At 40.7% G+C, this 13,250-nt stretch carries 11 protein-coding genes and 2 pseudogenes; 1 reads left to right on the forward strand and 12 read right to left on the reverse strand.

Annotated elements, in window-relative coordinates:
* Nucleotides 1–15: 15 nt before the first annotated feature.
* Nucleotides 16–402 (forward strand): hypothetical protein, encoded by a 387-nt coding sequence (locus tag ACZ5XY_RS11010; RefSeq protein ID WP_464741632.1) that lies wholly within the window; start codon nucleotides 16–18, stop codon nucleotides 400–402.
* Between the two features lie 232 nt (nucleotides 403–634).
* On the opposite strand, the gene ACZ5XY_RS11015 is transcribed toward ACZ5XY_RS11010, so the two are convergent.
* The 12 genes and pseudogenes from ACZ5XY_RS11015 to basC all read right to left on the reverse strand — a co-directional run bounded on the left by ACZ5XY_RS11015 (nucleotide 635) and on the right by basC (nucleotide 13,239).
* On the reverse strand, nucleotides 635–1,288 hold the full coding sequence (locus tag ACZ5XY_RS11015; protein WP_464741634.1) for a hypothetical protein: 654 nt from the start codon (nucleotides 1,286–1,288) through the stop codon (nucleotides 635–637).
* Between the two features lie 115 nt (nucleotides 1,289–1,403).
* Nucleotides 1,404–1,955: a hypothetical protein gene (locus ACZ5XY_RS11020; protein WP_464741636.1), complete on the reverse strand. Its 552-nt coding sequence runs from the start codon at nucleotides 1,953–1,955 to the stop codon at nucleotides 1,404–1,406.
* 30 nt (nucleotides 1,956–1,985) lie between these two features.
* Nucleotides 1,986–3,225 (reverse strand): annotated as a pseudogene (locus ACZ5XY_RS11025) (IS3 family transposase).
* 62 nt (nucleotides 3,226–3,287) lie between these two features.
* Entirely contained in the window at nucleotides 3,288–4,343 is a 1,056-nt protein-coding gene (locus ACZ5XY_RS11030) for a prenyltransferase/squalene oxidase repeat-containing protein (protein ID WP_464741638.1), read from the reverse strand.
* 40 nt (nucleotides 4,344–4,383) lie between these two features.
* A pseudogene (locus ACZ5XY_RS11035) lies at nucleotides 4,384–4,767 on the reverse strand (transposase family protein); the annotation flags it as partial.
* Nucleotides 4,768–4,775: 8 nt separating this feature from the next.
* On the reverse strand, nucleotides 4,776–5,216 hold the full coding sequence (locus ACZ5XY_RS11040) for a transposase family protein (protein WP_464740915.1): 441 nt from the start codon (nucleotides 5,214–5,216) through the stop codon (nucleotides 4,776–4,778).
* Nucleotides 5,217–5,664: 448 nt separating this feature from the next.
* Nucleotides 5,665–7,959 (reverse strand): TonB-dependent receptor, encoded by a 2,295-nt coding sequence (locus tag ACZ5XY_RS11045; protein WP_464741640.1) that lies wholly within the window; start codon nucleotides 7,957–7,959, stop codon nucleotides 5,665–5,667.
* Between the two features lie 137 nt (nucleotides 7,960–8,096).
* The gene (locus ACZ5XY_RS11050; protein WP_464741642.1) at nucleotides 8,097–9,062 is read right to left on the reverse strand and encodes a siderophore ABC transporter substrate-binding protein; all 966 of its coding nucleotides are present in this window, start codon (nucleotides 9,060–9,062) and stop codon (nucleotides 8,097–8,099) included.
* Nucleotides 9,059–9,835, reverse strand: coding sequence for an iron ABC transporter ATP-binding protein (locus ACZ5XY_RS11055; protein ID WP_464741644.1), 777 nt, complete (start codon nucleotides 9,833–9,835; stop codon nucleotides 9,059–9,061). The genes ACZ5XY_RS11050 and ACZ5XY_RS11055 overlap by 4 nt, the downstream gene beginning before the upstream one ends.
* Entirely contained in the window at nucleotides 9,832–10,782 is a 951-nt protein-coding gene (locus tag ACZ5XY_RS11060; protein WP_464741646.1) for an iron chelate uptake ABC transporter family permease subunit, read from the reverse strand. Before ACZ5XY_RS11060 ends, ACZ5XY_RS11055 begins: the two co-directional genes overlap by 4 nt.
* Nucleotides 10,779–11,720, reverse strand: coding sequence for an ABC transporter permease (locus ACZ5XY_RS11065; RefSeq protein WP_464741648.1), 942 nt, complete (start codon nucleotides 11,718–11,720; stop codon nucleotides 10,779–10,781). Before ACZ5XY_RS11065 ends, ACZ5XY_RS11060 begins: the two co-directional genes overlap by 4 nt.
* A 181-nt stretch (nucleotides 11,721–11,901) precedes the next feature.
* Entirely contained in the window at nucleotides 11,902–13,239 is a 1,338-nt protein-coding gene (gene basC, locus ACZ5XY_RS11070) for a putative histamine N-monooxygenase (RefSeq protein WP_464741650.1), read from the reverse strand.
* Nucleotides 13,240–13,250: the final 11 nt, after the last annotated feature.

Here is a 13,250-nt window from a genome sequence, read left to right on the forward strand (position 1 = left end):
ATTTGAGTATAAGACATGGAATCAATTGATCAAGCTTATGAATATCTTGGAAAGTATAGTTTAGCTTTTGCTGAAGGCAGACCTTGGGATGTTATTAAGATTGATTTTAATATTTATTTTAAGATGGCAACTGCTGATCACTTTTTAGTTTTTGAAGGAAATAAAACAGATGTAGGAGGTTTTAAAGATAATACAGATGCTATATGGGAAGGGTTGGATGCTGCAATATTCATTAGAAATTATATACTGAACTTAACAGGAGACAGAATATGGGGATTAACGTTCACTCTGTATCCTGATGGTAAATTTGAAATAGAATACGATTACGATAAACCTGAAGATTATGAAGAAACTGATGAAGTTATTACTGGAGACGAGATTAATCAGACTTTTTTAAAATAAATTAAATTCTGGGTCATAACAAGCATACCCCATAAGAACCACTAAATCCGGCTCAAAACTGACCATTAGAACCATCTAAATCAGACTGCTATAATGAAACCACTTATAACAGTCTGTGAGCCTTTATGTTTATCCGAGCCTACCTCCGCGCCTCAACCAAAGCGCAAGACGCCAGCCGCGCCAAAGCTGAACTTGACTAGTTTGCCAAAAAGCTACAATCAAAATCTAATCACTATTCAGGCTTATTGCTCAGTAATGAGACTACCTCTTGATTTGAGGCTAACCACTGGGCAGTATCTTGGCTGCGGTAGCCAATTATCTTAATAATTGCTTGATAGTCAGCCTCAAGATTTCTTTTAAATATTGGCTCATGATGAGCGATACGATTTCTCAATTTGCGGATTTTCTCTAAATCATTAAATATTTCACCTCGCAATGCTGCAATTTCAGTATTACTATCAGCATTTGGAAACGTTGTTCTAAAGTGCGGCAACCATAGCTGCTCATCATGACGACGAGTAAACATTGTTTGCCAAAATACAAAGTTAAGTTCAGGAATGACCTTGTTAACATCCGATAATTTGTCCCGAGCTTGCTTTAAGTTGTTTCTAGGATTGTAGCCATGTCTTGGATTAGGCAAAGTATTGATAAAACCAATATCCCAAGGCCACTGATTGCCGTGCAACCTAAACAGCACTTCTGAAACAGCATTTCTGATCGTCACCTCACAAATATGTAAGCAAGGAAAAAAAGCGCCTGATAGATTTGCATTCCATAGATACAATTTTAATGCGCCTTCTAGATCCGACGCCTGTTTTTCATAAGTAGATAATCTTGGCAGCGACAAGGTATTCTTTACCATCTCAGCATTGGCTGTTGAATTCACAATTATAAAGCCTTATAATTAAGTTGTGAGCTAGGGGTATCGTAGGTTAACACCTCCCCCCTGGACAATTGCGAAAACCCTGCCTTTGTGCAGGGTTTTCTTTTTTTTAGTCTATTTATTTCAAATACTTATCAAAATCTGTCTTATAAAATTCGCCTGGCGCAGAGTCCATTCTAAATTTTAGATAGCTGATGTGATCTTTACTCCCAACCTCATAACTCTTCACTGGATGATCAATCTGAAACTCACTATGATTGGCAAAAAAATCAATTTGCTCAGCGGTTAAGCCTTTATGCTTGCTAACTTTAGTTGTGTCTTTAGATGATTTTTTCTTGCTTTGAGCTGGCTTTTTTGCGACTTTTGGTGGCTCGTCACCTTTTTTAAGGGCTAAAAATTCAGCCAGCATGTGGAACTTACCAACGTGTTCAGGATCTTTTAGCTGATCTTTAAAGCCCTCGAATGCATCGTAATAGCTGATGTTTTTATCGCGCAGTAGGTGGGTATTTGCTTCTACAAACTGGTCTTTATAGATTGCAAGCTTTTTGATTTGAGCGTCAGATAGTCCTTTGCTTTTCCAACTATTTTGCCCTTTCTTGATGCCAACTGCCTTTGTAGACTTGCCTATAGAGGTATTTTTATTTTGTTCTCTGGTGGTATATGCCGTCAATCCCGTAGAGCTAAACTTGGGAGATTCTAATTACGCCGCCTGACGATAAAAGTCAAACCACACCTGTCTTAGCGATTTATAGCCCAAACCCTTTTGAATTCTCGTCTGATTATAATAAAGCTCAATGTATTGGCGAATGTCAGTCATCGCCGCAAATCTGGTTTTATAGTCTTGATGGTATACCAACTCATTCTTTCTTGCGGAGCAGTGCTCTTCACCCGAAAAGCTTTCAATAGGTGCATTGTCGAAACAATTGCCACGGCCACTCATCGATCCTATGAACCCATGCTGATCAATGATCTTATGATAAGCATGGCTGCAGTACTGACTGCCGCGGTCTGAATGAACGATCAGCCCTTTAGCCGGTCGTTTGTTTTTCACTGCGGCCATCAGCGCACGGCAAACCAAATCTGCGGTCATTCGCGGTCCCATGGCATAGCCGACCAGCTCTTTGGTGAATAAATCTTTCACCCCTGCTAAATACAGCCAGCCCTCAGCAGTCCAAACGTAGGTGATGTCGCTGACCCAAGCTTGATTTGGGCTTTGCCGATCAAACTGCTGATTTAATACGTTGTCATAGACCAGCTTGTTATGGTTTGAGTCAGTGGTCACTTTAAAGCGCTTGTGACGGCGGCATTTGATGCCGTGCTGCTCTTTTATTCGCCGGATCATGTAGCGGCTGATCGTAAACCCTTGCTGGATTAAATGAGCGTGAAGCCTATCAATACCGTAGCGCTCCTGAGTTTGACGATGAGCCGCCTTGACCAACAGCTCGCACTGGTTGCGATGAATCTGCTGATCACTGATACTACGCTTTGCCCAGTCGTAATAGCTTGAGGGGTTGACGCCAAGCACACGGCACATCCCAGAAATGCTGAATTCCAAAAGGTGGGCTTTGATAAAGGCGTACTTTACGAGCTGTTTTCCGCGAAGTACGCCGTTGCCCACTCGAGCATAGCTCTCCCCTTGCGTCGGGGCGAAGCAGTGCTTCGCTTTATCCCTCCTCATTTAGTATTTCACGTTCCTCCTCGGCCATCTTAAGTTGCCGTTTTAAACGCTTGTTTTCTTCTAAAATCGCCATAAGGTCGGCATCATACTGACGGGTGCCAATCAGCTTGCCTTGATGGGCTTTGTTGTTCCAGTTCGATAGGGTTTGCATGGCAATGCCAAGCTGTCTTGCGGTCGCTGAAACGTTGCCGTTGTTGTCGGCAATCTTTTTGACGGCTTCGGCTTTAAATTCGTCGCTATAAGGGGTTATTTTCTTGGTCATGATAAACTCCGATGAATACGCTTAGTTTACCAAGTTTTCCTCTCCAGTTTTGTCAGCATACATCAATAATTTCCTGCAGCTACGTTTTGTATAATGATATTGCCATCACCGTCGCTGATAATATTAATATCTTGAGCGCTGTTGGCACTGCTTGCAGTCAATGCTACCCCGCTTAAAGGTAATAAGGTCTCAGTATCTAATGTTGATAAACTGATGGCTGAGGTAATGGGATTAACAACTGGCTGCGACAGCTTGTTCAATGCCCGTAGCACTAAAGAGGTGACATAGACATCACCCTGCCAACTGCCATTTTCAGCCTGTAATGCTAATACGCGATTATTAAAATTGGTACGAAAGGCAGCTTGGTGATTACTGTCCTGGTAGGGATATAGACTTTCTGCAACTAACGCATCTAAAAACAATCCTTTTTCATTTTCTTGGGTAGACCAAGTCGCGGGGGCAGTTTGTCTAGAGCCAAGGTAATTCACCAAATTTTGTACATTGCTAATGTATTGACCTTGATTTTTTATATACGGTGTAAATGCTGACAGAACATAACTACTGGTATATAAGTTATCTAAATGAGAAATTTTGTAAGCACCATCTTGGTGCTGCTGAGTTGCAAGGTAGCTTAGAGCTTTGTTGATACGAGACTGCCAAAGCTTAAGAGTGGTTGCATCAAGATCGGACAGATAATTGGTTTCAGATAAAGCAATTAATACAAAAGCGGTGTCAAGCGGATTAGATTGCCAATCGCTCATATGACCAAAGCCGCCATCGATATTTTGATTATCAGTCAGCTTTTGCCATGCAGGATGCAATATCTTTTCTTGGTGATAAGCCAATAAGGCAAGACGCACTAGACCTTCTGTACTAGATTCAACAGTTAGTGCTGAGGTTAAGTCAGTAGATTTTATTTGAGACTGGAGTAGCTTAAGAGTTTGGCTCATTTCTTGCTCAGTTTGCAGAGAGTGAGCTATAGCGCTACTAGGACTTTGAGATTGAGACATTAACCACTTCTGCCCCTTATCAGTGTCAGCATATGCCATGCTTGTGGCAAATGAAGAAACTATTCCAATACTGGCGGTTGACAGTGTGATTAACGTATTCAATCTCATGATTATTTACCGTTACTATATAATAGACCTCTTGCAAAAGTTAAAGCGCATTCTCAAAGTTGACAATGCCTGTGAATAACTTCATCCGAAGATCATAGCGTCGTCTTCGGTTGCGATAGCGTTCAGCGACCATCTTGAATAATTTAACCAATCCTATTTTGTGCTCAATTAAAATACGACACTTAGCAAGGTACTGATTGGCGTGTTTGGCCTCACTAATCAAACTGCCCCCTTTAGGCTTTTTGAACGGGGTGAACGTATTGTCATGCAATTTAGCAAGACCTTGATAACCGCCATCTGCCAGGATATATGCCGTATCCGGCAGCCAATCTGGTCGAGTGTTTTTGTAGAGCTTGAAGTCGTGAACTGAGCCTTTGCAGGTTTGAACGTCTAATATCGTCCCCGTTTGCCAATGAATGATGAGCTGTGCCTTTAGGGTGTGTCGTTTCTTTTTGCCGCTGTAGTATTGTTTTTGGTTTTTTTTGGACGCTCAATCGGGGTTTCTGTGGCATCGACAATGACCGCTGACCAGTTAATGTCATCGTCTGTTCTGCTTGGCAGTTTTTTCGGTAAGTCAAATTGACCTGACGTGATAAGAATATCTTCAACTTTACGAACGATGCGACATGCTGAAGATTCGTGAACCCCAAAGTCCATGCCAATATGATAAAGTGTTCGATACTCCCGCCAGTAGGTTAGCGCCAGTAAAATTTGTTCTTCCAGACTGAGCTCACTTGGTCTGCCAGATTTTGTCTTCTGAGTCTCATGCGCCTGCATGGCTTTAAGCATGTGCTCAAAGGTCGCTTTTTCTATACCGGTGTAGCGTTTGAAGTTAGCATTGCTTTGGCTAAGGAGTTTGGCGGTATCGGGCATAATATGGTCATTCTTTGTGAGTCAGTTACGGATATCCTAGCAAGTTGGGATACTTTTGCAAGAGGTCTAATATATTACATAAATATTAATAAATGTATCTGATAATAAAGTCAACATTATTTTAATTTAGAAATAAGCTATATCCCAACATAACCAAAAAATCTTAAGCAAAATTAGTCTTCCAAACTATATAAAAAAACTGTTATAGGAAAACACCTATAACAGTTTAAAATCTTTCCCATAGACGTATTTTTATTTTAAAAGCAGTCAACCTACCCATAAGCTGAGTATTCTTTCATGATGTGCTTAACTATTTGCTTACTGCTGGCTCAGTTAACTGACGCTTTGCTCTTAGTGTGAATTATGTGCTGACACATTTCCTACTTGGTTACGGCAAATCTGCAGCACTATAACTCACTTTGTAATGTTCAATGCACTTTAGCTTAAATCAAAAATCCATTGTAGCCGACAGCATAAAGGTGCGTGGCTCACCTATCGCCAAATCATTATAATGTGCCGTTGTCCAATAGGCTTTATTCATTACATTGTCAACACTAGCTCGAACTGTGAGTGGTGTTTGATTAACAGCGGTTGTATAGCGTGCTCCAAGACCGTATATAGTGCGACCTGATAATGACTGTATATTATCGTTTTCAAGGTACTGTTTAGATACTGCGTTTGCATTTGCTGTTAATGTCAAATCTTCTATAAAAGGTACATCCCACTCTACTCCAATCTTAGATTGCCATTTTGGCACACCCGCCGCTTGATTGCCTTCGTTAACGCCACTGTTCATTTTTGTCAACTTAGCATCAATATAGCTAATTCCACCCATTAAACGTAAATCTTCAGCAGGCGCGCCAAAAACTGACCATTCCACACCTCGATTACGCTGCTCCCCTGCATAAGAAAAAATATTAGTAGTGGTATCAGTATAACTGTTGGGTTTTGCGATTTCATAAGCGCTTAAGGTATGAGCAAAATCACCAAGATCTATCTTTACGCCCACTTCTTTTTGTTTGGTTTTATAAGGCGCAAAAATTTCACCTGCATTTTCTGCATTCGCAGGTGCTGTCGCGCCTTTACTTAACCCTTCTATATAATTTGCGTATAAAGAAGCTTGATCGGTTACTTTGATCACTAGCGCGCCTGAAGGCGTTATAGCATTTTCATCATATTTCGTACCCGTTGATAACATGCCGCCCGTTTGTTCTGTTTTTAGCGTTTGGTACCGTGCACCTAAGGTCAATTGATATTTATCGTCATCAAACGATAACGTGTCTGCAATCCCATAACTGGTCAAATTTGTATCTGTGGTAAGCAAAAGTGGTAAATTTAAATCTAAGTCAGGTTTGGATCCCCACATCGGGTTGTAAATATTGGTATTAACACTAACACCACGAAACCTTGCTGCATATAAATTGTATTCCTCATCGTAGTGAGTAATATTAGTCGCGACTTGATGGTCAATATTGCCCATTTGAAATTGACCATTTAAACCTAGATCAAATGATTTTCTTTTATTATCGTCACCAGTTGCTCCTAGGGTTGTTGTAATGTCACCGTTAACATTAGTTACTTTAGCACTATCTGCGCTGAGTCCATTATAATTCCATTTGGTCAAGCCCGCAGAAGCATACGCTGCCAACTGATCATTAATATCTAACTCACCGCGCCCTATAATGCCTTTAGTTTCGGTAATAAAGTTAGCCCAACTTGGGTTCAATAACGTATCTGGATTTGGAACACTTGGAATAGCACCTCCTGAGGCTATCGTAATACCTCGAGTTGGTCCATCAACATGATCTTTTGTTGTATAAAGGTCAGCTGAGGCTCGTGCACGTTCACCTCTCCAATCTAGCGCAATAGAAGCCAGTTTGGCTTGTTTTTCTTGGTCATTGACAGCACTTTCGCCATCTCTATAAGCGCCATTAACTCGAACCCCAAACTGTTTTTCTTCACCAAAACGGCGTCCTACATCCACATGACCGCCAAATTGTGAATCTGATAGATATTTTGCTGTCACACGCGTCAATGGTTCATCTTCTGCGCGTTTAGTGACCAAATTGACAGCACCACCAATAGAGCCATTAGGGGACATACCATTTAGCATCGCTGAGGGACCTTTAAGAACCTCGACACGTTCAAACATTTCTGGTGCGCTTCGATAATAAGGTGCCATACCAGACAAGCCGTTTACCGTAACATCGTTGCTATTTGAAGCAAAGCCTCGGATATAGTAGCTTTCAAGACTTTCTCCACTGGCACCACTAGCATAAACAGAAGGATCAGTTGCAGCAATAACATCGGTAATATCTGTGGCTTGCTGATCTTCAATAAATTTATTGGTGTAACTCACAGCACTAAATGGTGTTTCCAAAAATTCTTTATTTCCCAAAAATCCCGCGTGATTGGTATATGTTACCTGCCCGCCTGCATAAATAGGATTATCGCTACGCTCAGCCTTTACTGTTATTGCCGAAAGTGTAACCGTTGGTGTTTCTTCATCATTTTTTGCACTTTGTGATCCAATGCTAGATGTAGTGATTTGCTCATTGCGAATTACAGTATTACTTGTCTGTGCAAATGCAGCAGGCATGCAAATGATTGCTGTTCCAGCTGTAATTCCTAAAGCCATGGTGAGTTTTGCTGAGACGATATGATTTAGTACGAAGGTTAGTGTATTCTTACTCGGGTCTTGTCTACTACTATTTTCAATGTCCAGCATTTGAAGTGGGTACATAAATACATCCTTTTAATTTTTTAGGAATAACGATTAACGATAATAAAAATGTAAATGATAATTGTTAATAATTAAAATAAGTCTATCTTTTTTGGTTTAAGCTTGTTTATATTAAAATTTCTCAGTTTTTAAAGGGTTTATTTATACCCTTTAAGAACATCGTCCATGATGATATTTAATGAGGTAGGACTGGCGGCTGCTATATACCACGCATCAGCATCAACAAAAACAACGCGGCCATTTTTCCATGCTTTTGTTTGACGAAGTAATGGATTGCTCACATCATCAGGATTAATAACAGCGCGGTGCTCCATGACAGCGGTACGGTCTACGATATAAAGAATGTCTGGATCAGCTTGCTGTATAAATTCACTAGAAATTGGTTGTCCATGCAGGCTAGCTTCTGTGACTGTGCTTGCAGGCTTGACTCCCAAATCATTAAAAATAAAACCATAACGTGACTGTAATCCAAAATTGCTAAACGCTCCATTATTATGTAAGACCACCAGTGCTTTTTCTGGTCGATTCTTCGTGAAATCTTGAACCTCTTTAACCCTCTTATCTAACTGTGTAGCCTGCTCTTTTGCTAATGATTCTTTATTAAAAATACGACCTAGTGTTAATAAGTGATCTTTCACACTCGCTATATGATGCTGACTGTTATTGAAGTTCACATCAAAATGTAGCGTTGGCGCAATCTCTGACAATTCTTTATAATTGGCAGCATGGAGTGGCGTCATTAAAATCAAATCAGGATGTAGCGCATGAATACGTTCCATATTCGGCTGGACAATAGCACCCAGATCTTCTACTTTGGTATCTTCTTTGTACTTAGAAAGATAGTGAGGAATATAGTCTTTAACCATTCCTGCAATCGGAACATCAAGCTTGTCTAAAAAATCTGCTTCATTCATATCCAATACGGCGACACGTTGAGGGCGATGAGTAATTACTGTTGTACCAAGTTCATGCTCAACTGTGATAGGTGTTTCAAGCTTTTGTGATACTTGAGTCTGCTCAGTCGCTGCTTGCTTACATCCTTGCAATGATATAGCGGCTGAGAACGCAAGTATCCAAAGCCAACCTTTTTTATTCAAATTCATACTGTTACCTTTGATAAATTAAAATAGTTGCATAAGCAACCACGTTCACTACGAATAACTTCAAAATCAATATCGTATAACTCCCTTAAGTTGGTTTCTGTCACGACCTGTTCAGAGGTGCCATGAAAGCTAAGTTCCCCATTTTTCAAAGCCACAATATGATCTGAATAGTTGGCTGCAAAATTAATATCATGAATCACTAAAATCACTGTTCTCCCCTGCTCATCGCAAAGACGACGTAAAGCTTGCATGATTTGCACGGCATGCTTCATATCAAGATTATTTAGCGGCTCATCCAATAACAATACGTCTGTTTGTTGGGCGATGGTCATCGCCAAAAAAGCCATTTGCCGTTGACCCCCGCTCAACTCATCCAAATAAGCATGACGTAGCGGCGCCAATGCCAAAAAATCAATAGCTTCATCAATGACGTTTTTGTCTTCTGTGGTTAAAGCACCACGGCTGTATGGAAAACGCCCAAAGGATACCAATTCATCGACTGTCAGACGCAAATTAAACCCTAAAGACTGCCGCAACGTCGCAACATAATGCGCATATTTAGAAGTCGGAATCTGACAGAGGCTGCGCCCATTAAATAATATTTGTCCATCACTTGGCTGCAATAGCCTTGCCATCATCATCAATAAGGTGGACTTGCCAGCACCATTAGGACCAATTAAAGAGGTGACACTGCCTGCCTGAAACTCTAAATTGATATCTGACAGAATAGATGTTTTGCCATAGCGTTTATGAACATGCTGAATGGTAATCATGCAAATCCTCGAGTACGAACCGTCAGTGCAAGAAAGTATATGCCACCTACAAGGTTGACTAGAATACTGACACTGGTTTTATAATTAAAAACATGCTCAACGAAAATTTGAGCTACTAAAAATATGACAATCGTAATCGCACAGGCAATGGGCAATGTAACTCTGTGCTGATTGCTTCTTGCCAGTGCATAAGCAATATTGGCAATAAACACGCCTAAAAATACCGTTGGACCAATTAAGCTGGTAGAGACGGCCACCAAAACGGCAATTAAAGCCAAATATAGTTGAACGTATTTAGGATGATTTACCCCAAGAGAAAGCGACTGCTCACGACCAAGTGCCATAATATCTAGGGTAGACAGTGTTTTTCGGCTAACCCACAATACAAGGGCTACTGCCAAGACACTATAAAATAAAGTTTCTGGCTGTGATCGATTAAATGAGGTATAGCTTAGCCCCTGAAAAATTGAAAATTCTCCAGGACTAATACGCAACTGGATAAACTGCGTGACCGTACCAATGACCATTGTCAACACCAAACCAAATAACAATAACGTGTAGACATCATGTTTACATCTTGGAAAAAGCCAGTGATGTAGCGCCCAAGAATAGCCGAGCATCAATGCGATGGATACAACAAAATTACCACTGACGCCCAGTATCATTAATCCATTCGTACCCATCATAAACAGCAGTAGCACCTGCCATAGCAAGTAAACCGCTTCGTAACCCATGATAGAAGGCGCCAAAATTCGATTGCCCACAATGGTTTGAAAAATGATGGCAGAAAAAGCCAAACATACACTACCCAGTACAATAGTAGCCAAACGAATTAAGCGCTTTGGGATTAAGTAATTAAAATCAAAACCTGAGTCTATAAACAAAAAAACAAGTGCTAAACATACAATGACTATCAAAGTCACTCGAATCTTTACAACCGTTCTCATTTCACACCCCTCATGATAAGTATGAGGAATATTACCCCTCCCAATCCGCCAGCAGTAAGACCAATAGGAACCTCAAAAGGATAAATAATCAATCTTCCAAAAACATCGCAAATCAGTAACAAGCAAGCACCACCTAAGGCAACAATTGGCAATGTCCGTGACAGGTTTTCTCCGTACTTAAGAGCAACTAGGTTTGGAATGACCAACCCTACAAAAGGTATAGCGCCGACTGTAATCACTGACGCGGCAATCGTTACTGAGACCAGTATGAGACCTAAGGCAGCAGTTGCCACATAACCGAGTCCGAGACTAGCAGCCATATCCTCGCCCATACCCAGCACGGTAAAGCGGTGGGCATAACAATAAGCCAGTACAATAATAGGCAAAATAATATAGATAAGTTCGTAATGACCCTGTACGACCCTTGAGAAATCTCCTAACAACCACCCCTGCATGCTTTGCAAAATATTATGTCGATACGCATAAAATTCTGCTATTGAACTCAGCACACTGCCATACATCAACCCAAGAACGGGAATGAGCACAGAGTTTTTGAACTGAATACGACTAATAATAAAGACGAAAAGTAAGCTGGCAGCAAAACAAAAGAGTAACGCAAAAATCATTTTAGTGCTTGTACTGGCGCTAGGAAGTATGGTGAGCGAGACCAAAATGCCAAGTTTGGCAGCATCTAAACCACCCGAAGTTGCTGGCTCAACAAATTTGTTGCGAACGATGTGTTGTAAAATCACGCCGCTAACAGATAACCCTATTCCTGTCAGTATCAGGGCAATTAATCGTGGTAAGCGACTGGCGGTTAACGTAAGCCATGTATCTGGAGGAAAAGAAAGCCATTCAGTCCATGCGATCTGCTTAACACCAATCGTAAGCGAGGCTAGACAAAATATGACAAACAAAACCGATAACCGTAATATCATGAGAGCGCTACGGTATTTAAAAAAAATGTATCAAACATAAAATGCATGCACTTATAATAAAAAAATATAAAGACGCCCTACCTAATATCAAAGGCAGAACATAAAAAATTTTGGCTATAAAAGAAGTAAGTTAGAGACTTTCGGTGATCGTCTTAAGCTGTATCAACGACTTTAAAATCGGTTATCCATCTAAAATTGCATCCTCAGGGATACCATACTGCTGAAAAGCAGAGCGTTTGGGCACTCGGTAACGCGCTTGCTCAACCAACTGGTTGATAATTACTGCATTTCTGTTGGCGCCAATACCTAAATCGGGAGAGCCCACCCCTTGTTGAAAAATTTCTGAATTTTGTATAAAAATCTTTCCTGTTCCTTCATCATCTCTGAGCGCTGTAAAATCTTTTTGTACAATAAAGTCATTATTATCGTCTGTTGCTAACACAGAACCTTTTAGCTGAGTCAACCATTCTGGCCAATCATGAACATAACCGACTGCGGCAATGACAGCATTTGTCTCTAATGTGAAAGCTTGATCTAATTGCGTATGCACGCATTTGATATGAAGCGAACCAGACTGAGCCGTTTCTTCAATAGAAACAACTTTGCAGTTTGGGTTTAAAGACAGCCCTGAGTGGTGGCCACCAATGGAGCGTTCATAGAGCAGATCATAGATGTCTGCTATCGTTGATAGGCTGATGCCTTTGTATAATAGACCCTGATTTTTAGCGATTTTACGCCGTGCATCTCTTGGCATGCTTTGGAAATAATCCATATAAGCGGGTGTAAAGCATTCTTGACCAAGCTTCGAGTATTCCATAGGATGATAGCCTGCTGATTGAGTTACCCACCGAATGCAGGCCCCAGCATTGACTTGAGCAGGCGTTAAAGATTGAAGTAACGCCAATACACATTCAGCAGCGCTTTGCCCTGAACCAATGACAGTTACTGTCTGACACTGTTTTAACTTATCTTGTAGACGCGCAAATTCAGCGGCATGTTTGACCAAAGGATGACTAATTTTTTGCAACCACTTGGGTATATTTGGTCTTGTCCCAATTCCAATGGCCAGATTTTGGCTAATATACTGCTTTTTTTTACCTGAACTCAGCACACTGTCAATAACAAAACTATCTCGCTTGGCATCGTAAGAGACACAAGAAACACGCTCACCAAAATGACAACTGGATAGCTGATTAACTGCCCAGCGGCAATAATAATTATATTCAACTCGAGGTATTAAAAAGTTTTCATAATAATAAAACTGGTACAAACGATCCTGTTGATGTAAATAGTTTAAGTAGCTGAGTGGATGACAAGGATCCGCCATTGTGACTAAGTCAGCAAAAAATGGAACTTGTAGTGTCGTGCCTGACAATAACAGTCCTTTATGCCACTGAAACTCAGGCTTTTGCTCTAAAAATGTGGCCTCTATATCAGCATGACTTGACAGTAGCGCTGCCAATCCTAAATTGAAAGGACCAATGCCAACACCTGTAATATCTATAGTCTTTGTATTCATTATTACTTCGT

Source organism: Psychrobacter sp. GTC18467 (assembly GCF_055397455.1).

Coding starts and splice junctions, on each gene's coding strand:
- ACZ5XY_RS11010 (WP_464741632.1), top strand. CDS start 16: ATGGAATCAATTGATCAAGCTTATGAATATCTTGGAAAGTATAGTTTA.
- ACZ5XY_RS11030 (WP_464741638.1), bottom strand. CDS start 4,343: ATGAGATTGAATACGTTAATCACACTGTCAACCGCCAGTATTGGAATA.
- ACZ5XY_RS11040 (WP_464740915.1), bottom strand. CDS start 5,216: ATGCCCGATACCGCCAAACTCCTTAGCCAAAGCAATGCTAACTTCAAA.
- ACZ5XY_RS11045 (WP_464741640.1), bottom strand. CDS start 7,959: ATGTACCCACTTCAAATGCTGGACATTGAAAATAGTAGTAGACAAGAC.
- ACZ5XY_RS11050 (WP_464741642.1), bottom strand. CDS start 9,062: ATGAATTTGAATAAAAAAGGTTGGCTTTGGATACTTGCGTTCTCAGCC.
- ACZ5XY_RS11055 (WP_464741644.1), bottom strand. CDS start 9,835: ATGATTACCATTCAGCATGTTCATAAACGCTATGGCAAAACATCTATT.
- ACZ5XY_RS11060 (WP_464741646.1), bottom strand. CDS start 10,782: ATGAGAACGGTTGTAAAGATTCGAGTGACTTTGATAGTCATTGTATGT.
- ACZ5XY_RS11065 (WP_464741648.1), bottom strand. CDS start 11,720: ATGATATTACGGTTATCGGTTTTGTTTGTCATATTTTGTCTAGCCTCG.
- basC (WP_464741650.1), bottom strand. CDS start 13,239: ATGAATACAAAGACTATAGATATTACAGGTGTTGGCATTGGTCCTTTC.